Annotated in this window: 17 protein-coding genes; 12 read left to right on the forward strand and 5 right to left on the reverse strand. The window is 71.6% G+C overall.

From position 1 onward, the window contains the following. The first annotated feature begins 123 nt into the window (after positions 1 to 123). Entirely contained in the window at positions 124 to 1,017 is an 894-nt protein-coding gene (locus R1Z03_RS20305) for a ChaN family lipoprotein (protein WP_284431103.1), read from the forward strand. Between the two features lie 124 nt (positions 1,018 to 1,141). On the opposite strand, the gene R1Z03_RS20310 is transcribed toward R1Z03_RS20305, so the two are convergent. Then, positions 1,142 to 3,121 (reverse strand): EAL domain-containing protein, encoded by a 1,980-nt coding sequence (locus R1Z03_RS20310; RefSeq protein WP_317354482.1) that lies wholly within the window; start codon positions 3,119 to 3,121, stop codon positions 1,142 to 1,144. A 149-nt stretch (positions 3,122 to 3,270) separates the two neighbouring features. Here R1Z03_RS20310 and purU point away from each other — a divergent pair, with 149 nt between their 5' ends. From purU to R1Z03_RS20350, 8 genes are all read left to right on the forward strand, one after another. After that, positions 3,271 to 4,119 (forward strand): formyltetrahydrofolate deformylase, encoded by an 849-nt coding sequence (gene purU, locus R1Z03_RS20315; protein ID WP_317354484.1) that lies wholly within the window; start codon positions 3,271 to 3,273, stop codon positions 4,117 to 4,119. Positions 4,120 to 4,192: 73 nt separating this feature from the next. Continuing rightward, the gene (locus R1Z03_RS20320) at positions 4,193 to 5,110 is read left to right on the forward strand and encodes a LysR substrate-binding domain-containing protein (protein WP_284431130.1); all 918 of its coding nucleotides are present in this window, start codon (positions 4,193 to 4,195) and stop codon (positions 5,108 to 5,110) included. A 270-nt stretch (positions 5,111 to 5,380) separates the two neighbouring features. After that, positions 5,381 to 7,111, forward strand: a complete 1,731-nt coding sequence (locus R1Z03_RS20325) for a PAS domain-containing methyl-accepting chemotaxis protein (RefSeq protein ID WP_284431100.1) — start codon at positions 5,381 to 5,383, stop codon at positions 7,109 to 7,111. Further along, positions 7,108 to 8,583, forward strand: coding sequence for a chemotaxis protein CheW (locus R1Z03_RS20330; RefSeq protein ID WP_317354487.1), 1,476 nt, complete (start codon positions 7,108 to 7,110; stop codon positions 8,581 to 8,583). The genes R1Z03_RS20325 and R1Z03_RS20330 overlap by 4 nt, the downstream gene beginning before the upstream one ends. 31 nt (positions 8,584 to 8,614) lie before the next feature. Continuing rightward, entirely contained in the window at positions 8,615 to 9,112 is a 498-nt protein-coding gene (locus R1Z03_RS20335) for a GAF domain-containing protein (protein WP_317354489.1), read from the forward strand. Then, positions 9,109 to 9,504 carry a response regulator gene (locus R1Z03_RS20340; RefSeq protein ID WP_317354492.1) on the forward strand — a complete coding sequence of 132 codons (396 nt, stop codon included), beginning with the start codon at positions 9,109 to 9,111 and terminating at the stop codon, positions 9,502 to 9,504. The genes R1Z03_RS20335 and R1Z03_RS20340 overlap by 4 nt, the downstream gene beginning before the upstream one ends. 91 nt (positions 9,505 to 9,595) lie before the next feature. Beyond that, positions 9,596 to 11,485, forward strand: coding sequence for a sensor domain-containing phosphodiesterase (locus R1Z03_RS20345; protein WP_317354495.1), 1,890 nt, complete (start codon positions 9,596 to 9,598; stop codon positions 11,483 to 11,485). Positions 11,486 to 11,533: 48 nt separating this feature from the next. After that, positions 11,534 to 13,033: an FAD-linked oxidase C-terminal domain-containing protein gene (locus tag R1Z03_RS20350; RefSeq protein ID WP_317354498.1), complete on the forward strand. Its 1,500-nt coding sequence runs from the start codon at positions 11,534 to 11,536 to the stop codon at positions 13,031 to 13,033. 52 nt (positions 13,034 to 13,085) lie between these two features. On the opposite strand, the gene R1Z03_RS20355 is transcribed toward R1Z03_RS20350, so the two are convergent. Together R1Z03_RS20355 and R1Z03_RS20360 are read right to left on the reverse strand one after the other, a co-directional pair. Then, positions 13,086 to 13,670: a GYF domain-containing protein gene (locus R1Z03_RS20355; protein WP_317354501.1), complete on the reverse strand. Its 585-nt coding sequence runs from the start codon at positions 13,668 to 13,670 to the stop codon at positions 13,086 to 13,088. After that, the gene (locus R1Z03_RS20360; RefSeq protein WP_317354504.1) at positions 13,667 to 14,353 is read right to left on the reverse strand and encodes a hypothetical protein; all 687 of its coding nucleotides are present in this window, start codon (positions 14,351 to 14,353) and stop codon (positions 13,667 to 13,669) included. Before R1Z03_RS20360 ends, R1Z03_RS20355 begins: the two co-directional genes overlap by 4 nt. A gap of 141 nt (positions 14,354 to 14,494) precedes the next feature. Here R1Z03_RS20360 and R1Z03_RS20365 point away from each other — a divergent pair, with 141 nt between their 5' ends. Continuing rightward, complete coding sequence (locus R1Z03_RS20365) at positions 14,495 to 14,920, forward strand: XRE family transcriptional regulator (RefSeq protein WP_284426762.1); 426 nt, start codon at positions 14,495 to 14,497, stop codon at positions 14,918 to 14,920. A gap of 93 nt (positions 14,921 to 15,013) precedes the next feature. After that, on the forward strand, positions 15,014 to 15,433 hold the full coding sequence (locus tag R1Z03_RS20370) for an XRE family transcriptional regulator (protein ID WP_272566942.1): 420 nt from the start codon (positions 15,014 to 15,016) through the stop codon (positions 15,431 to 15,433). A 69-nt stretch (positions 15,434 to 15,502) separates the two neighbouring features. Here the strand turns inward: R1Z03_RS20370 and R1Z03_RS20375 are convergent, their stop codons facing one another. Both R1Z03_RS20375 and R1Z03_RS20380 read right to left on the reverse strand, forming a co-directional pair. After that, complete coding sequence (locus R1Z03_RS20375; RefSeq protein ID WP_317354510.1) at positions 15,503 to 16,810, reverse strand: DUF445 domain-containing protein; 1,308 nt, start codon at positions 16,808 to 16,810, stop codon at positions 15,503 to 15,505. Between the two features lie 41 nt (positions 16,811 to 16,851). Beyond that, on the reverse strand, positions 16,852 to 17,994 hold the full coding sequence (locus R1Z03_RS20380; protein ID WP_317354513.1) for an aminotransferase class V-fold PLP-dependent enzyme: 1,143 nt from the start codon (positions 17,992 to 17,994) through the stop codon (positions 16,852 to 16,854). Between the two features lie 239 nt (positions 17,995 to 18,233). On the opposite strand from R1Z03_RS20380, the gene ltaE reads away from it, so the two are divergent. After that, a complete protein-coding gene (gene ltaE, locus R1Z03_RS20385) occupies positions 18,234 to 19,307 on the forward strand; it encodes a low-specificity L-threonine aldolase (RefSeq protein WP_317354515.1) in 1,074 nt (357 codons plus the stop codon). The last annotated feature ends 32 nt before the right edge of the window (positions 19,308 to 19,339 follow it).

A 19,339-nucleotide genomic window follows, 5' to 3' on the forward strand; every position in this document is an offset into this window, starting at 1 on the left:
CGTCGCAACCGTCCCGGGCGCACGGTCTCAGCCATCCCCCCACCCCCGCCGCTGATCCGTTGCATCACCGGGTCGCGCCGCGGGAAGGCGCGGGTCGACAGGGCATGGCTTTAGCATGCGCCCATGCACGGCACCCTGTTTCCCTCCCGATCGCCTTCGCGGCATGCAGCCCATCGACTCGGCCCCGCGCCGTGGCCGAGAGGCCCCCGCCTCGCTGCCACCCTGCTGCTGGCCCTGCTCGCCGGCTGCGCGCATGCGCCCCCGGACCCTGCCGCCCCCACCCCCTGGCTCGCCCAGGTCCAGGCCCTGCTGCCCGCCGATGTGCTGCTGATCGGCGAGCAGCACGATGCCCCCGAACACCAGGCGCTGGAGCGCGAGGCCGTGCAGTGGCTCGCCGCGCGCGGACAGCTGGCGGCGCTGGTGATGGAGATGGCCGACAGCGGGCGGGCCACCGACGGACTGCCCCGCGACGCGACTGAAGGCCAGGTGCAGCAGGCGCTCGGCTGGAACGCGGCAGCCTGGCCGTGGGCGCAGTACGGCCCGGTGGCCATGGCCGCGGTGCGGGCCGGCGTGCCGGTGCGCGGCGGCAACCTGCCGCGGGCGGACCTGCGCGAGGCGATGCGGGACGAGCGCTGGGACCGGCACCTGGACGCCGCGGCGCTGGCGCGCCAGCACACCGCCCTGCGCGAGGGGCACTGCGGCCTGCTGCCCGAGTCGCAGATCCCCGGCATGGCCCGCATCCAGATCGCCCGCGACGCCCGCATGGCGGCGGTGGCCGCGGCGGCGCGGCGCCCCGGGCAGGTGGTGGTGCTGGTGGCCGGCGGTGGCCACGTGCTGCGCGGCGTGGGCGTGCCCACGCACTGGTTTCCGGGCCTCACGGCCAAGGTGGCGCTGGCCCAGGCCGGCGGGGCGCCCGACCCGCAAGCGGGGGACACCGACGCGGTGCAGGCCACCCCGGCCCTGCCGTCGCGCGACCCTTGCGCCGAGCTGCGCCGCTCGCAGGGCGCCAGGCCCTGAGGCGCCATGGCGAACCCGGTGGAGGATTCAAGCCAAAACGGCCTCCAGCACATGATCCACTAGGGCATATAGCTATTATTTTTATAGCAATAGATCCACACGCGCGTCCGCCGCCCGTGCCGGCTCAGTGGACGGCCCCGCCCGCCTGTCCGCGCAGCAGCGCCGTGAACGCCTCGGCCGGCAGCGGGCGCTGGCACAGGTAGCCCTGGTAGCGGTCGCACCCGCGCTCGCGCAGGAAGGCCAGTTGCTCGGGCGTTTCCACGCCTTCGGCCAGCACCGCCAGACCCAGGCTGTGGCCCATGGCGATGATGGCCGTGCAGATGGCCATGTCGTCGCTGTTTTGCGGCAGGTCGCGGATGAAGCCCTGGTCGATCTTGAGCACGTCGATGGGAAAGCGCTTGAGGTGGGCGAGCGACGAATAGCCCGTGCCGAAGTCGTCGATGGCCATGCGCAGGCCCAGGCCGCGCAGGCGCAGCAGCACCTGGCGGGCCTCCTCGGGGCGCTCGGCGAGCGCGCCTTCGGTGATCTCCAGCTCCAGCTGCGTGGGCGGGTAGCCCGAGGCGGACAGGGCCGACGCCGCGCAGCCGGCCAGGTCGGTCAGGTGGAACTGGCGCGGCGACACGTTCACGGCCATGGTCAGGGCGGGCAGCCCGGCCGCGCGCCATGCCTGGGCCTGGCGGCAGGCCTCGTGCATGACCCATTCGCCCAGCGGGCCGATCACGCCGGAGTGCTCGGCCACCGGGATGAAGCGCGCGGGGGAGATCATGCCCTCCTGCGGGTCCATCCAGCGCACCAGCGCCTCGGCGCCGATCACGCGGCCGGTGGCGATGTCCACCTGAGGCTGGTAGTGCAGCTGCAGGTGGCCGAGCGCCAGCGCCGCGCGCAGGCGCGATTCGAGGGCGAGGCGCTCGCGCGCGGCCCGCGTCATGTCTTCGCTGAAAAAACACCAGGCGCCGCGCCCGCGCTCCTTGGCGCCATAGACGGCGGCGTGCGCGCCCTGCAGCAGGACCTGGGCGCTGTCGCCGTGGCGCGGGAACAGGCTGATGCCCACGCTCGCGCCGGCCACCACCTCGAAGCCCTCGGGCGAGCGCCAGGGCTCGGCCACGGCGGCGATCAGCGTGCGGGCGATGGCGGCGGCCTCCTCCTCGCTCGCGGCGTTGCGCACGAGCACGCCGACCTCGTCGCCCGCCAGGCGCCCGGCCAGATCGCCCGGGCGCAGGGCCGATTCCAGCCGGCGGGCGATGTGCCGCAGCACCTCGTCGCCCACGGCGTGGCCGTAGCTGTCGTTCACGTCCTTGAAACGGTCCAGGTTGAGCAGCAGCACGGCCATGGACTCGCCGCTGCCGCGGGCCTGGGCCGTGGCCTCCTCCAGCCGCTGGGCGAACCAGGTGCGGTTGGGCAGGCCGGTGAGCGGGTCGTTGTGGGCGAGGAACGCCAGGCGCTGGCGCTGGGTGTGCTCCTGGGAGATGTCGGTGAACAGGCACACGTAGTGCGTCACCACGCCCGCGCCGTCGCGCACGGTGCTGAGCGACATGCGCTCGGGAAACACCTCGCCGTTCTTGCGCCGGTTCCAGATCTCGCCCTGCCAGCGGCCGGTGCGCGACAGCTCGGTCCACAGGGCCTCGTAGAAGGCCTGGTCGTGCCGGCCGGACTTGAACAGGCGCGGCGTCTGGCCGAGCAGCTCGGCCTCGGTGTAGCCCATCAGCCGCGTGAAGGCCGCGTTCACCGAGAGGATGCGGTTGTTCGCATCGGTCACCACCATGCCCTCGATGGCGTTGTCCACCACCGTGGTCGCCAGGCGCTGGCGCTGCTCGGCGCCGCGCGCCATCCGCGCCCAGGCGCGGCCCCGGCGCACCAGCGCGGCGGCATCGGCCGCCTGCAGCCGGCGCAGCCCGGCCACCGCCAGGGCGGCGGAGACCAGCACGAAGGCGATGTCCTTGGCGCTGCCCCACAGGCCGGCGCGGGTGCCGCCACCGGCGTCCGTGCCCAGCAGCCAGGCCAGCAGTGCGTCGCCGCCCGCCACCCACGCCACGCCCGCCGCCACGTAGGCGGCCCACGCCCAGCCGGGCACCCGCGTCAGGGCCGGGCCCTCCTCTTCATCCATGAACGTCCTTGTTGTGTTTTGCCTCGCCCGCCGGGCGCACCGCGCTTTCCAGGCGGCCTCCAATGGGACCGTATTCTCGCGCCAGCCGGGGCGCTCCAGAGCGATCGGCGCGGCACGGCCCCTGGCCTTGCTGCGACAATCGCCCCGCTATGAACCAAGCCTATATCCTTACCCTGTCCTGTCCCGACAAGCTCGGGCTGGTGCATGCGGTGTCCGGCTTCCTGCTGGAGCATGGCGGCAACATCGAAGAGGCCGCCCAATACAACGACCACGCCACCGGGCTGTTTTTCATGCGCGTGCAGTTCGCCTGCGCAGCGCACGACCACGCCGCGCTCAAGACGCAGCTGGCCGCCTTCGCCGGCCCGCACGGCATGCACTGGCAGCTGCACCCGGTGTCCGAGCCGATGAAGACGGTCATCCTGGTCAGCCGCGAAGGCCACTGCCTGAACGACCTGCTGTTTCGCTGGAAGTCCGGCCTGCTGCCGGTGCACATCGCGGCCATCATCAGCAACCACCGCGATTTCTACCAGCTCGCGGCCAGCTACAACGTGCCGTTCCACCACATCCCCGTCACGGCCGCCACCAAGGCGCAGGCCGAGGCGCGGCAGTTCGAGATCATCGAATCCGAGGGGGCCGAACTGGTGGTGCTGGCGCGCTACATGCAGGTGCTGTCGGACGACCTGTGCCGCAAGCTGGAAGGCCGGGCCATCAACATCCACCACAGCTTCCTGCCCAGCTTCAAGGGCGCCAAGCCCTACTACCAGGCGCACGACCGCGGCGTGAAGCTGATCGGCGCCACCGCCCACTACGTGACGGCCGACCTGGACGAGGGCCCGATCATCGAGCAGGACGTGGCCCGCGCGGACCACAGCAAGACGGTGGAAGACCTCACCGCCATGGGCCGCGACACCGAAAGCCAGGTGCTGGCCCGCGCCGTCAAGTGGCACACCGAGCACCGCGTGCTGCTTAACGGCCACAAGACGGTGATCTTCCGCTGAAGGCGCCCCGGGTGCGGCGCATCGAGGGAGCCCGGTGACCACGGCCCGCCCGTTCGACCGGCCACGCGGCGCGGTGCGCGCGGCCGACCCGGAAGCCGCCGGCGGGGACGGGCCGGGGGCGACCGGCCGGCGCATCCCGCCCATCCAGTGCCTGCTGACCTTCGAGGCCCTGGCCCGCCTGCGCAGCGTGACACAGACCGCCGACGAGCTGTGCGTGACGCCCAGCGCCGTCAGCCACCGCGTGCGCCAGCTCGAGCAGATCCTGGGCGTGCGGCTGTTCGGCCGCGCCGACTTCTCGCTCACCACCGAAGGCAGCGCCTACCTGGCCCATGTGCGCGAGGGCCTGGGCGCGCTGCAGCGCTTTCCGGGCGCGGCCACGGCGCCGGGCAAGCGGCGGCTCAAGCTGGCGGTGACCCCGACCTTCGCCCGCGCCATCCTGATCCCGCGCCTGCGCCAGTTCACCGAGGCCTATCCCGAGATCGATCTGGCGCTGCAGGTGTCCATTCCGCTGCTGGACGTGGTCGCCGAGGACGCCGACCTGATCGTGCGCTTCGGCCCGGGGCACTACGCCGACCTGGAGCACGTGGAGCTGGCGCGCGACCGGGTCACGCCGCTCGCCTCGCCCGCCTTCGTGCGCGAGCACGGCCCCTTCGAGCGGCCCGGGGACCTGGAAGGGGTGGCCTTGCTGCGCAGCCCGCTGGAGCCCTGGCGCACCTGGTTCGGCGCCAGCGGCCTGGACTGGGCCGAGCCCACCGAGGGCTCGCAGTTCAACGACATCGGCCTGATGTGCGATGCCGCCGCGGCCGGCATGGGCGTGGCGCTGGTGCGGCTCAAGCTGGGCGCGCCCTGGCTGGAAAACGGCACCCTGGTGCGGCTCTTTCCCGGCGAGGCACCCAGCCCGCACGCCCACTACCTGTGCTGGCGCACCGGCACCATGGACCGCTGGGAATGCGCGGCCTTCACCGACTGGCTGCGCCGCACCATGGCGTGAAACGGGGGGAGCGGCACCCCGGGCCCCCGCGCCGGGCGGCGATGGCGGGCAAAAAACCCCGGTTTCGGCCGGCATGGGCTTGCGCGACGCGCACAGGGCCGTCAAGATTCCCAAAGGCCCTGCGCGGTGCGGGTCTATTGTGACGCCGGCGGCGGGCGCGGCTTCAAACCATCACATTACGCCTCGCCGGTTTTCCAGCAGGCCCGGCATTCAAGCCTGGGCTGCAGTGGCCGATAACCCCTAGATGCCGCACACCAGGACCTTGCGACCATGAACGCCTTCACAGAACCCCTTGCCGCGTCCGAGCTGGAACGCGCACGCACCACGGGCCTGCTGGCCGCGCTGGAACGGGTGCAATGCACCATCGAATTCGACCTGGCCGGCAAGGTCCAGCACGCCAACCCCCTGTTCCTGGCCCGCATGGGCTACGCCCTCGAGGACATCGTCGGGCAGCACCACCGCATCTTCTGCCCGCCCGACGTGGCGGCCAGCGCGGCCTACGGCGCCATGTGGGAGCGCCTGGCCGCCGGCGAGATCGTCGAAGGCGTGTTCCAGCGCCTGACCAGGAACGCCGAGCCGGTGTGGCTGCAGGCCTCCTACAACCCCATCTTCGACAGTGCCGGGCGCCCGGTGGGCGTGGTCAAGCTGGCCACCGACGTGACCCAGGCGCGCCAGGCCCAGGCCGACTTCGAGGGCAAGATCGCCGCGATGGACCGGGTGCAGGCCATGATCGAGTTCGATCTGCGCGGCAAGGTGCTGCACGCCAACCCCAATTTCCTGAAGGTGTTCGGCTACACCGAGGACGAGGTCGTCGGCCAGCACCACCGGATGTTCTGCACCCCGGAAGTGGTGCGCTCAGCGGAATACGCGCGGCTGTGGGAGCGGCTGGCCCGCGGCGAATTCGATGCCGGGCGCTACCGCCGCGTGGCCAAGGACGGCTCGGACGTGTGGATCCAGGCGTCGTACAACCCCATCCTCGACTCCTCCGGCAAGCCCTACAAGGTGGTGAAGTTCGCCACCGACATCACCGAGGAAACGCGCCAGGCCGCGGAGACCAAGGGCAAGCTCGATGCCATCGGCCTGTCGCAGGCGGTGATCGAGTTCAGCGTGGATGGCCGCATTCTCACCGCCAACCCGAACTTCCTGCGCACCATGGGCTACACGCTCGATGAGATCCGGGGCAAGCACCACAGCATGTTCTGCGACCCCGATTTCGTGAAGACGCAGACCTACCGCGACTTCTGGGCGGACCTGGGCGAGGGCAAGTTCCAGAGCGCGCGCTACCGGCGCATCGGCAAGCACGACGCCGGTATCTGGATCCAGGCCACCTACAACCCCATCTTCGACGTGGAAGGCCGCGTGTACAAGGTGGTGAAGTTCGCGGTCAACGTGACCGAGCAGGTCGAACGCGAGACCGCCGTGTCGCAGAAGGTGCGGGACATCGGCGCCGTGCTGCGCACCATCTCGGACTCGATCCAGCAGGTGGCGCGCAACTCCGAGCGCTCGGCCGACCTGGCCACCCAGACCCAGCGCGAGGCCGGCCAGGGCCACCAGGTGCTGGCGCGCTCGCGCGAGGCCATCGCCGCCATCGAGCAGTCGTCCGCCGACATCCGCGACATCGTGGCCACCATCGGCGAAATCTCCAGCCAGACGCATCTGCTGGCCTTCAATGCCGCCATCGAGGCGGCGCGCGCCGGGCCGCACGGCATCGGCTTTTCCGTGGTGGCCGACGAGGTGCGCAAGCTGGCGGAAAAGTCGGCGCTCGCCGCGCAGGAAATCTCCAAGCTCGTGGGCAGCAGCGTGGCCCGCGTGGCCGAAGGCGGGCGCCTGTCCGAAGAAGTGGGCGCGGCCTTCAGCCGCATCCTGGCCGCGGTGGACAGCACCAGCCAGTCCATCGGCGAGATCCGCAACGCCATGCTGGCCCAGGAAACGTCCACCCAGGACGTCGTCGTGCTGCTGGACAAGCTGCAAGGCGCCAGTTCCGGACGCACGGGCGCATGACCGAGCCGGGCAGCCCCTCCACGCCAGCGGCGGCCGACGCCCAAGCCCCTGCCCCCGCCCAGGCGCATGTGCGGGTGCGCGTGGGCGACTGCCACATCGCCATCGCGGCGGTGCATGTGGAGCGCGCGCTTGCCATCCCGCCGCAGGGCCTCGCGGCCCTTCCCCGCCGCCAGGGCGCCCTGACCGGCATGATCGACCTGGACGGCCGGGCCGTGCCGGTGGTGTCGCTGGAGCGCTGGCTGCCCATCCAGGCCTCGCCTGCGGGCGGCGCTCTACAGCGGGTGCTGGTGCTGCACGCGGGGCCGGCGCGGATCGGGTTGCGGGTGGACGAGGTCCTGGGCGTGAAGCCCGTCGATCCGCAGGCCATCGTGCGCGTGCACCACGACGGCGGCCAGGAGGAATGGTTCCAGTCGGTCGTGCCCGCCTCGGCCGGCGCGCCGATCCTGTCGGTGCTCGAGGTCGACCGCCTGATGGCCCTGTGCCAGGTCTGGTGCGAGGACGTTGCAGCGCCAAAGGACCCGGCGCCTGCGGCACGCGCCCCGGACCAGGTCCCCACCGAACGGCATGCGGTCTTCGCCGTGGGCGACGACCTGTGGGCCGTGCCGGCCAGCGCCATCCACACGGTGGTGCCCGTGCCGCACGTCGAACTGAACATGCCCCCCGGCCACCTCACGGTGGCCATCAGCACGCTGCGGGGCCGCAAGCTGCCGCTGGTGGACGTGGCCGCCGATCCGGCCCGCGCCGGTGCCGCGCTGCGCCCTTGGGTGGCCGTGCTGGAGAGCCAGGGGCAGTGGGTCGGCCTCACGGCGGACACCTGCCGGCAACTGGTCGATCTGGCCGAACCCGACCGGGCGCCCACCCCCGGCGATCCGCTGCTCAAGGGCCTGGCCCTGGTGCCCGGGCTGGGCACGCTGCGGGTGCTGGACATCGGCAAGCTGTTCGAGGCCGTGCCCGAGGCGGCCGTGAGCGACGTGGCGCCGGCGCCGACGCAGGCCGGCGGCACCGAGGGCGCCGTCGGCGCGCCGACGGGTGCCCAGGCCGACGCGGGACAGGCCGGCGGCCACTTTCTGGTGTTCGAGGCCGATGCGCTCTATGCCTCGCCGGTGGACAGCGTGGTCGGCGTGGTCGAGCTGCCGCAGCCCACCATCGACGAACTGGTGCGCGGCCGGACCGCCGTGATGCCGTGGCGCGGCAAGACGCTCAAGGTGGTCAGCCTGCCCTCGCTCAACGGCCGGCCCGGCGCCGAGCCGCCGCGCATGGCCATCCTGCTGCAGCCCGACCCGGCCGAACACGCCACCGTGGGCATCGCCATTGCCCGGCTGTGCGACTGGCTGCCGGCCCACCGCGCCGATGTGCGCGAAATGCGGCTCGGCTCGGTGGGCGAGTTCCGCATGGTCACGCACCAGCACGATGGCGCCAGCGCCAGCATGGTCGTGGTCGACCTGGGCCAGTTGGCCTACCTGCTCGGCTGACGCCCCCAACCCTTCTCCCCAAGGACCTCCCATGACCCCAGCCAGGCCCCCCGAGAACGAAGCGCAGCGCCTGCGGGCGCTGCAGGCGCTGATGCTGCTCGACACGCCCCCGGAGGAGCGCTTCGACCGATTCGTGCGGTTCGCGGCCGAACAGCTGGACGCCCCGATCGCCCTGATCAGCCTCATCGACGGCCAGCGGCAATGGTTCAAGTCGCGCGTCGGGCTCGACGTGCCGCAGACCAGCCGCGACGTGTCGTTCTGCGCCCACGCCATCCTGCAGCCGGACCTGTTCGTGGTGGAGGATGCGAACCTCGACGCGCGCTTTGCCGACAATCCCATGGTGACCCAGGCCCCGAACATCCGCTTCTACGCCGGCGCCCCGCTGTGCGCGCCGACCGGCGAGCGCCTTGGTACGCTCTGCATCATCGACACCAAGCCCCGCAGCCTCACCGCCACCGAGCGGGCCGTGCTGCGGGCGCTGGGCACCCTGGCCAACGAAACCATTGCCGGCAAAGACCAAGACGCATGACCCGTCCTCCCCCCCTGCCCCTCCTCTTGCTGGTGGAGCCGCAATTCGTGCTGCGCCGCACGATCGTCTCGGTGGCGCGCGACCTCGGCCTGGTGGACTTTCACGAAGCCACCAGCGTGGCGCGGGCCCTGCCCATGCTGGCGGCCCAGCCCTTTTTCGGCCTGGTGCTCGATTGCGACGATGCCGCCGCCTCCACCGACCTGCTGGCGCGACTGCGCGGCGGAGCGTTCGCCTGCGCGGCCGACGTGCCGGTGCTGGCCATGTCCTCGCTGCCCGACCCGGAACGCGATGCCTGGCGCGCCGCCATCGGCGTCACGGGCACGCTGCGCAAGCCCTTCAAGATCGGGGCACTGCTCGAATCGGTGCAAACCATGGCGGGGCGCAGGCCATGACCGCGCGGCCCCCCTGCGTGGTGGTGCGCGCGTCCCGGGCAGGCGCCGGCGCCGCGCCCACCTTCATCGACCCGCTGGGAGACTGCCGCCCGTGCCACCGCTGAGTTCGATCCCCCGCCCCGAAGACACAGACCAGGCGCTCGAACGGGAACGCCAACGCATCTGCGCCCTGCAGACCACCGGCCTGCTGGAGACGCCGGACAGCGACGGCTTCGACCGCATCACGCGGCTGGCAAGCGCCCTGTTCGGTGCCCCCATCGCGCTGGTGACGCTGGTGGACATCGAGCGCCAATGGCACAAGTCGCGCGTGGGCCTTGACACGCGCGAGCTGCCGCGCTCGGTGGCCTTTTGCCACCACACCATCCAGTCCGCCGACGTCATGGTGGTCGAGGACACCCTGCTGGACGAACGCTTCGTCCACAACCCGCTGGTGACCGGCGAGCTGGGCGTGCGCTTTTATGCGGGCGCCCCGCTGGTGCTGCCCGGCGGCCAGGCGCTGGGCGCGCTCTGCATCCTGGACCAGCACCCGCGCACTTTCGATGCCGCGCAGTGCCGGCAGCTCCAGGACCTGGCTGCGCTCGCCATGAACGAGATCGCGCTGCAGCGCACGGCCGGGCGCATCAACGAGATCACCAGCCTGTACAACCGGGCCCAGCTCGTGCAGGACCTGATGAGCCAGTGCACCCAGACGCCGGGCGAGACGCGCACGCTCGTGCTGCTGGACGTGATCCGCGACCGCGACCTGCAGCAGGCCGTGCGCGCCATCGGCATCGCCCCGCTGGAGGCCGGCCTGCGCGACGTAGCGCTGCACCTGGCCCAGGCCCTGGGCCCGGGGGTGCAGCTGTACCACGCATCCGAAACCCGGTTTGCCTACCTGCTCCCCGAGGACGGCGCGCAGCCGCAGGAGCAGGAGCAAGCCGTGCTGCGGGTGCAGCGCCACCTGCAGGAAGCGTTCCGCATCAGCCGCGTCGTGCTGGAGCTGTACCTGGTGGCGGGCCTGGCGCGCTTCACGCTCGACGCCGAATCCGCGGGCGACGTGCTGCGCCGCGCGACCTCGGCCCTGCACCAGGCGGACGAGCTGAACCGCGCCTTGGTCTGGTATGCCCCCGAGTCCGACACCGCCCACCGCCGCGCGTTCGCGCTGCTGCGCGGCCTGACGCAAGGCCTGGCGGAGGGCGAGTTCCGCCTGGTGTACCAGCCCCAGTTCGAGGTGCGCCAGCAGCGCTTTTCCGGCGTGGAGGCGCTGATCCGCTGGCGCCACCCGCGCCACGGCAATGTCTCGCCCGCCGAGTTCATCGAGCAGGTGGAGCAGACGGCCCTGATCCATCTGCTCACCGAATGGGTGCTGCACACGTCACTGGCCCAGTTGGCGGAATGGAACCGCCAGGGCCTGCAGCTGACCATGGCGATCAACGTGTCCGCCCGCAACCTGGAGCATCCGGACTTCGCCCTGGTGCTGCGCAATGCCATCGCGCTGCATGGCGTGGCGGCGCAGCAGCTGCACATCGAATGCACCGAGAACGTCGCCCTGACCGGCCGGGCCACGCAGCGCGTGCTGGAGGAGATCCGCGCCATGGGCCTGAAGGTGTCGCTGGACGACTTCGGCATCGGCTACTGCAACCTGTCGTGCCTGCGCGGGCTGCCGGCGGAAATGCTCAAGCTCGACCAGTCGCTCGTGATGCCCATCGCCCACGATATGCAGGCCTGGACGCTGCTGCGCACCATCATCTCGCTGGGCCAGCGCCTGGGCTACCAGCTCGTGGCCGAAGGCGTGGAAACCCAGGAGATCCTGGACATGGTCTCCGAGGCGGGCTGCGACCTGGTGCAGGGCTACTTCCTGGCCTACCCCATGGAGGCCGGCGAGGTCGCTCCCTTCTTCGCCGCGCGGGCGGCGGCGGCACCGGGAAAGCTTTTCACGGCCGACGCGAAAGAACTTCACGCGAGCGCGGCCGCGCAGCCACCCGTTTGGCGGCTGGATTGACGTAGAGTGCCCCTTCAGCGGTGCCCGCCGGGGGCCCCGCGGCACCCCATGACGATCGCCAACGCCCCTTCCCCCTCACCGTCCCCCGCCGCCGCCATCCGCGCGCGGCTGATCCCCGCGCTGCAGGCCGTGCTGCCCGCGCATGCGCTGCTGTGGCAGGCCGAGGACACCACGCCCTACGAATGCGACGGGCTCACCGCCTACCGCCAGCGCCCGCTGGCCGTGGCCCTGCCCGAGACCGAGGAGCAGGTGCAGGGCGTGCTGCGCGCCTGCCATGCGCTGTCGGTGCCCGTGGTGGCGCGCGGAGCCGGCACCGGGCTGTCGGGCGGGGCCATGCCGCACGCGCTCGGGGTGACGCTGTCGCTCGCCAAGTTCAACCGCATCCTGCGCATGGACCCGGTGTCGCGCACCGCCGTCGTGCAGTGCGGCGTGCGCAACCTGGCCATCAGCGAGGCCGCCGCACCCCACGGGCTGTACTACGCGCCCGACCCGAGCAGCCAGATCGCCTGCACCATCGGCGGCAACATCGCCGAGAACTCCGGCGGCGTGCACTGCCTGAAATACGGCCTCACGGTGCACAACGTGCTGCGCGTGCGCGGCTTCACCATGGAGGGCGATCCCGTCACCTTCGGCAGCGAGGCGCTGGATGCGCCCGGCTACGACCTGCTGGCCGCGGTGATCGGCAGCGAGGGCATGCTGGCCGTGGCCACCGAGGTCACGGTGCGCCTCATCCCCAAGCCGCAGCTGGCGCGCTGCATCATGGCCAGCTTCGACGACGTGCGCCGGGCCGGCGATGCGGTGGCGGCCATCATCGCGGCCGGCATCATTCCGGCGGGCCTCGAAATGATGGACAAGCCCATGACCGCCGCCGTGGAGGACTTCGTCTGCGCCGGCTACGACCTCACCGCCGAGGCCATCCTGCTGTGCGAGAGCGACGGCACGCCCGAGGAGGTCGAGGAGGAGATCGGCCGCATGAGCGAGGTGCTGCGCGCGGCCGGCGCCACCGCCCTGACCGTGAGCCAGGACGAGGCCGAGCGCCTGCGCTTTTGGAGCGGCCGCAAGAACGCCTTTCCGGCCAGCGGCCGCATCAGCCCCGACTACATGTGCATGGACTCGACCATCCCGCGCAAGCGGCTGGCCGACATCCTGCTGGCCATTGCCGCGATGGAAAAGAAATACGGGCTGCGCTGCGCCAACGTGTTCCACGCGGGCGACGGCAACCTGCACCCGCTGATCCTGTTCGATGCCAACGACCCCGACCAGCTGCACCGCTGCGAGCTGTTCGGCGCCGACATCCTGGAGACCAGCGTGGCCATGGGCGGCACGGTGACGGGCGAGCACGGCGTGGGGGTGGAAAAGCTCAACTCCATGTGCACCCAGTTCACCACCGAGGAGAACGCGCAGATGTTCGCGCTCAAGGCCGCCTTCGACCCGGCGGGCCTGCTCAACCCGGGCAAGGTGATCCCCACGCTCAACCGCTGCGCGGAGTACGGAAAGATGCTGGTGCGCGGCGGCCGGATCGCCCACCCGGACCTGCCACGGTTCTGAGCGGCGCGCGGCCGGGGTGCCGGCGCGGGCCGGCCGCTGCCCACTCCCGCGCTCAGAGCATCAGCACCACGAGCAGGCACACCACCCAGGCCGCCAGGGGCGCAAGGCCCTGCCCCAGCCGCCGCGCGCGCCGGTAGAGGTAGGCAGGCGCCAGCCACACCCAGGCGCGAAAGCCCGCGGTGTCGTGCCCGGTGCGCCACAGCCAGCGCTCGTCCACGAAGGCCAGCAGCACGTTGAACGCCACCGTCAGGAAGAAGAACGCCCCCGACTGCACGGCCCGCTGCGACACGTACGGATCGCGGTACACGAGGTAGGCCACGAAACCCTCCAGCGACACGCCCATCACCGGCGCGCAGGCCAGCAGCCAGGCCAGCGTGTTGTTCACGCTGCCGGCCCAGGGATCGGCGGGCACGTGCAAGCCCAGGTGGGGGCATAGGTGCGGCCGGAACTCCGAATGCTCCACCGGTACCCAGCACGGCAGGCCCGGGCGCCAGATGCGCTGGCCCGGGGGCAGGCGCCGGGCATCGATCAGGCGCACGATCTCGTCGTCGGGCACCGGGCCGCGGCACTCGCCCTGCGCCTCGTAGAACCAGCGGGCGTCCTCGCCCAGGTGGATGTCGACTTCCATGGCATTCATCGCAGCCACTCCCCTTTGCGCAAGGTGGCGGAAGCCCGCTCGGACGGATGGAGGACGGTGGGATCGGCCGGCGGCACCCGCGTGACGGGCCGCGCCGCCGCGAGCCGGTGGTGCACGGCGCCGGCGGCGGGCAGGGGACGGTAGCCGCGCCATGCCCGTTCCAGCAGGTGCCGGTAGCCCGGCGACAGGTCCGGGCCGTCGTGCGCGGCCTCGGCGAACACGAAGTCGGCCGACACCGGCTCGCGCGCGGTGTGGCTGGCGTATTCGGTGTCCACGCGCGAGCCGATCCAGACCGGCGCGGGCGCGTCCATGCGCCATTCGGTGATCTCGCGCACCCGCCGGAAATCGACCGACCGCTGGCGCAGCAGGTACAGCGCCTCGGCCCCGCCCGGCTCGCGCGCCGGCTCGGGCGGCTGGGCCGCGAGCGCCTCGCGCGTGAGCCGCGCATAGTGCGCCGTGGCCGGCCGGTGCTCGCAAGCGTATTCGACGATGCGGCGCCCGCGCGCATCCTGGAACGAGCGCCACTGCACGGACGCGCAGGCCCCGCGGCCATCGAGCGCCGCGCCCAACACCCGGCCCGGCACGTCGCCGCGCTCCAGCCCCTTCACCTGCCGCACCGCGCCGTCGCCGCAGCCGGCGAGCGCCATCCCGGCGCACACCAGCGCCACCCATCCCTTGTGCATCGTTTTTTGCTCCCCTGCCGAGCCCCTCGGCAGGCCCCGAGGCACCTGCCGGAATTCGGAAAGTTGACTTTTAATCAATTTCTTGCCGTGACTTTATCCGAAAATCAATCTTCCGTCACCGGGTCTGCCTAGCGTGCCGCCATGCACGATCCCAAGCAGCGGTTTGCCGAGAAATTACGAGAAGCCATGACAGCCGCCGGCTATGAGCCCAAGCCCTCCGTCCTCGAGCGGGAGTTCAACACCCGGCACTGGGGCAAACCCATGACCCTGCACGGCGTGCGCCGCTGGCTCCTGGGCGAGACCATGCCCGATGCCCGCAAGCTCATCACCCTGGCCGAATGGCTGGGCATGCCGGTGCAGGAACTGGCGTTCGGCGTCGCCGACGGTACCGAAGTGCGCGAGCAGCCCGCCCAGTGGCACGTCGGCGTGGGCTACGAGGACCGCGAGCTGTTCGACACCTACCTCAAGCTGCCCGTGCCCAAGCGGCGCCTGGCGCGCGAGGTGATCCTGGCCATCGCCAAGGCCCACGCGGCCGATCAGCCCAAGCCGGCCGGCAAGCCCCATTGACGCGGGCACCAACCGTCACCCCAAATCACGGCGGCCGCGTAACTCGAAGACGGAGTCAATCCACGGCCAACGGGCGTGCCTAGCGTGCCGCCCATGCAAGATCCCAAGCAACTGTTTGCCGAGAAATTACGCCAAGCCATGGTGGCGGCCGGCTACGAACCCAAGCCCTCCGTCCTCGAGCGGGAGTTCAACACCCGCCACTGGGGCAAGCCCATGACCCTGCATGGCGTGCGCCGCTGGCTGCTGGGCGAGACCATGCCCGATGCCCGCAAGCTCATCACCCTGGCCGAGTGGCTGCGCATGCCGGTGCAGGAACTGGCCTTCGGCACGCCCACGCCGCAGGCGCGCGAAGAAGCCGCCCGCTGGCACGTGAACCTGGGGTACGAAGACCGCGAACTGTTCGAGACCTATCTGAAGCTGCCCGTGCCCAAGCGCCGCCTGGCGCGCGAGGTGATCCTGGCGATCGCCAAGGCCCAGGCCGCCGAACAGACCCCGCGCGGCGGCAACCGCTGAAAGCCCGGCGGCAACCGCTGAAAGCCCGCCGGCCACCGGCCGGCAGCCACACCGCAGGGCGCCGGCCCCTCAGCCGGCGAACAGGGCGCCCACGCCCTGCGCCAGGTCGTCCGCATGCGACAGCACGAACAGCAGCAGGCCGATGAAGCCCCCCACCACCGTGCCGTTGATGCGGATGTACTGCAGGTCGCTGCCGATGTGCAGCTCCACCAGGCGCGCCAGCTCCTGGGCGTCCCAGCGGTCCACGGTGTTGCGGATGTGCTCGGCCACGAACTGCGACAGCTCGGGCGCCCACTGCGCCGCCCACAGCTCCAGCCGCACATTCAGCCGCACCCGCAGCGCCGGATCGCCCGCGAGCGACAGGCCCAGCCACTGGCCCATCGCCGCCACCTTGCGCGAGACCGCCGAGTCCTCGTCGGCCAGGTCGCGCTGCAGGCGCTCGCGCAGGCTGGTCCACAGCGTCTGCACGTAGCGCCCCAGGGTGGCGTCGTTTTGCAGGTAGTGGCGGATCGCCATGCCGCGCTCGGCCCATTCCGGGTCGGACTGCAGGCGCTCCACCAGCCGCTGCACCGCGCCATCCAGCGTGCCGCGCAGCTGGTGGGCCGGGTTGCCGGCCACCTCGGCCAGCAGGTTCTCGATGGCCTGGGCGATGGCGCCCGCGCCCTTCTCGCTCATCCAGTCGGTGGGCAGTACCTTTTCCTTCAGCGGGTGCTCGCGCTTGATCCACTGCACGATGGTCTCGGCGATGAAGGTGCGGGTCTGCGGCTCGCGCACCAGGGTGGACAGGCGCGCCAGCAGGTCGTCGAGCAGCGCCTGGTGGCGGCCGTTGTGGGTGAGCGCCTCCAGCGCCATGGCCATGGTGCGCGACAGGTCGATCTGCCCGATCAGCGTGCGCGCGGCATCGTTCATGAAGCGCTGGATGCGCTCGTCCTCCACCGTCTCCAGCGCCGACAGGGCCAGGCGCGACATCTGCCGCGCCAGCAGCTCGGCGTTGCCCGGCGAGGTGAGCCACTGGCCCAGCATGTGGGCCGGGTCGTGGCGGCGGATCATGGTGACCAGCGAAGGCGCATCGAGGAACTCGTCGCGCACGAACGACGCCAGGTTGCCGCCGATGCGCGCCTTGTTGCGCGCGATGATGTCCGTGTGCCGCTGCACGAAGGGCAGCGGAATGCGCCGGAACAGCGCCGACACGGCGAACCAGTCGGCCAGGGCGCCCACCATGGCCGCCTCGGCCACGGCGCGCACGCATTCCACCGCCAGGCTGCGGGGCATCGCATAGGTCAGCGCGAACACGGCGGCCACCGCCAGCAACAGGCCCGTGGCCAGCCACTTGGCCCGGGTCAGTGCGCGGGCCTGGTCTTCGTGGGTGCTCTGCATCGCGCAAGGATAGCCCGAGACCCCTGTGGGACAGGGCCGCTTCAGTGCGCTGGCGGGGCGGCGATCCGGTCCAGCGCCGCGGCCAGGTGGCCCACGGTGCGGTCCACGTGGTGCCACTTCTCCAGCCCGAACAGGCCGATGCGGAAGGTCTGGAAGTCCGGGCCCTCGCCGCACTGCAGCGGCACGCCGGCGGCGGTCTGCAGGCCGGCCTCCATGAACTTCCTGCCGTTCTGGATGCCGGGGTCGGTGGTGTAGCTCACGACCACGCCCGGGGCCTCGTAGCCCTCGGCGGCCACGCTCGGAAAGCCCCGCTCGCGCAGCAGCGCGCGTACCCGGGCGCCCAGTTCGATCTGTTCGGCACGCACCTTGTCGAAGCCGTAGTCGCGCGTCTCGACCATCACGTCGCGCAGCTGCACCAGCGCGTCGGTGGGCAGGGTGGTGTGGTAGGCGTGCTGGCCCTTTTCGTAGCCCTCGGCGATCTGCATCCACTTCTTGAGGTCGCAGGCGAAGCTGCTGCTCGTGGTGCCGTCGATGGCCTGGCGGGCGCGCTCGCCGAGCATGACCATGGCGCAGCAGGGCGAGCCGCTCCAGCCTTTTTGCGGGGCCGAGATCAGCACGTCCACGCCGGTGGCCTGCATGTCCACCCACACGGCACCGGAGGCCACGCAGTCCAGCACGAAGAGCGCGCCCACGTCGTGCGCGGCCTCGCTCACGGTGCGCAGGTAGTCGTCGGGCAGCAGGATGCCGCTGGCGGTCTCGACGTGGGGCGCGAACACCACCTTGGGCGATTCGGCACGGATGGCGGCGGCCACCTCATCGGCCGGGCACGGCGCCCACGGGGCCTGCGGGCCCTCGCCCTGGCGGCGGGCCTGGCACACCACCGCGCCGCCGCCCAGAGCGCCCGCGTCGAAGATCTGGCTCCAGCGGTAGCTGAACCAGCCGTTGCGCACGATGAGCACCTTCTCGCGGTTGGCGAACTGGCGCGCCACCGCCTCCATGCCGAAGGTGCCGCTGCCGGGCACCAGCACCGCCGTGTGGGCGTGGTAGACGCCCTTGAGCGTGGCCAGGATGTCCTGCATCACGCCGGTGAAGCGCCGGGACATGTGGTTGAGCGCCCGGTCGGTGTACACCACCGAGAATTCGAGCAGACCGTCGGGATCGATATCGGGCAGAAGGCCGGGCATGGTTGTCTCCGTGAGGGCTGGGCCAGCACGCCGCACACGCCGCACACGCCGCACAGGCCGCGCTGGCCGGCAGACGGGGCGGACAAGGCCGGAAAAAATGGAGCGGGCCAGCTTAGCACGCGCACTTTCCGCGGGCCGGCCGCCCGCATCGCCTGTGCGATGGACGCAGCGGGCCCAACGCCGCTAGGATGCCGGACCGACCCTTTTCGACCCCAAGCCCCCACCAGGAGCCCCTCCCGATGCCCGACTTTCGCAGCGACACCGTCACCCAACCCACGCCGGCCATGCGCGACGCCATGTTCCAGGCCCCCCTTGGCGACGACGTGTTCGGCGACGATCCCACCGTGAACGCGCTGCAGGACCATGCGGCGCAACTGCTCGGCTTCGAGGCCGCGCTGTTCGCGTGCTCCGGCACGCAGACCAACCTGATCGCGCTCATGGGCCACTGCCAGCGCGGCGACGAAGCCGTCGTGGGCCAGAGCTGGCACACCTACCGCTGGGAGGCCGGCGGCATGGCGGTGCTGGGCTCGATCCAGCCGCAGCCGGTGGAGACCCAGCCCGACGGCACGCTGCGCGTGGCCGACATCGCCGCCGCCATCAAGCCCGACGACCCGCACTTCGCCCGCACCCGCCTCGTGGTGCTGGAAAACACCACCGGCGGCCAGCCGCTGCCCACCGGCTACATCGCCGAGGTGGCCGCCCTCGCCCGCTCGCGCGGCCTGGCCATGCACCTGGACGGCGCGCGCATGTTCAACGCGGCCACGGCCCACGCCGAGAAGAACGGCACCGACGTGTACGACGAGGCGCGCGCGATCTGCTCGCACTTCGACTCGGCCTCGGTGTGCCTGAGCAAGGGCCTGGGCGCCCCCGTGGGTTCGCTGCTGCTGGGCTCGCACGACTTCATCCGCCAGGCGCGGCGCACACGCAAGATCCTGGGTGGCGGCATGCGCCAGGCCGGCATCCTGGCCGCCGCGGGGCTGCACGCGCTGCAGCACCACGTGCGCCGCCTGGCCGACGACCATGCCCTGGCGCGCCAGCTGGCCGAGGGCCTTGCCGAAGCCGGCCGCAGCCACCCCGTGCTGCAGGGGCGCCTGACCGTGGCCTCGGCCCACACCAACATCCTGTTCACCGACGTGGAGGCCGACGTGGCCCCGGCCTTCACCGCGTGGCTGGCCCAACACGGCGTGCGGGTGACCAGCGGCCTCTACGGCCGTGGCGCGCGCCTGCGCTGGGTGGCGCACCTGGACGTGGGCCCCGAGGACGTGGCGCAGACGCTGGAGTGCGTGCGCCGGTTCGACGGGCGCGGGCAATGATCCGCTGAGGGGTCGGCAGGGGCTGCAGTCCC

Origin of the sequence: Acidovorax sp. BLS4, assembly GCF_032929295.1 — a bacterium.
Classification (GTDB): domain Bacteria; phylum Pseudomonadota; class Gammaproteobacteria; order Burkholderiales; family Burkholderiaceae_C; genus Paracidovorax.

Bases quoted from the DNA above. Each gene is read 5' to 3' on its own strand.
- R1Z03_RS20360 (WP_317354504.1), bottom strand. From the start codon at position 14,353: ATGCACAAGGGATGGGTGGCGCTGGTGTGCGCCGGGATGGCGCTCGCC.
- R1Z03_RS20340 (WP_317354492.1), top strand. From the start codon at position 9,109: ATGACCCGTCCTCCCCCCCTGCCCCTCCTCTTGCTGGTGGAGCCGCAA.
- R1Z03_RS20305 (WP_284431103.1), top strand. From the start codon at position 124: ATGCACGGCACCCTGTTTCCCTCCCGATCGCCTTCGCGGCATGCAGCC.
- ltaE (WP_317354515.1), top strand. From the start codon at position 18,234: ATGCCCGACTTTCGCAGCGACACCGTCACCCAACCCACGCCGGCCATG.
- R1Z03_RS20325 (WP_284431100.1), top strand. From the start codon at position 5,381: ATGAACGCCTTCACAGAACCCCTTGCCGCGTCCGAGCTGGAACGCGCA.
- R1Z03_RS20375 (WP_317354510.1), bottom strand. From the start codon at position 16,810: ATGCAGAGCACCCACGAAGACCAGGCCCGCGCACTGACCCGGGCCAAG.
- R1Z03_RS20330 (WP_317354487.1), top strand. From the start codon at position 7,108: ATGACCGAGCCGGGCAGCCCCTCCACGCCAGCGGCGGCCGACGCCCAA.
- R1Z03_RS20355 (WP_317354501.1), bottom strand. From the start codon at position 13,670: ATGAATGCCATGGAAGTCGACATCCACCTGGGCGAGGACGCCCGCTGG.
- purU (WP_317354484.1), top strand. From the start codon at position 3,271: ATGAACCAAGCCTATATCCTTACCCTGTCCTGTCCCGACAAGCTCGGG.
- R1Z03_RS20380 (WP_317354513.1), bottom strand. From the start codon at position 17,994: ATGCCCGGCCTTCTGCCCGATATCGATCCCGACGGTCTGCTCGAATTC.
- R1Z03_RS20335 (WP_317354489.1), top strand. From the start codon at position 8,615: ATGACCCCAGCCAGGCCCCCCGAGAACGAAGCGCAGCGCCTGCGGGCG.
- R1Z03_RS20365 (WP_284426762.1), top strand. From the start codon at position 14,495: ATGCACGATCCCAAGCAGCGGTTTGCCGAGAAATTACGAGAAGCCATG.
- R1Z03_RS20350 (WP_317354498.1), top strand. From the start codon at position 11,534: ATGACGATCGCCAACGCCCCTTCCCCCTCACCGTCCCCCGCCGCCGCC.
- R1Z03_RS20310 (WP_317354482.1), bottom strand. From the start codon at position 3,121: ATGGATGAAGAGGAGGGCCCGGCCCTGACGCGGGTGCCCGGCTGGGCG.
- R1Z03_RS20370 (WP_272566942.1), top strand. From the start codon at position 15,014: ATGCAAGATCCCAAGCAACTGTTTGCCGAGAAATTACGCCAAGCCATG.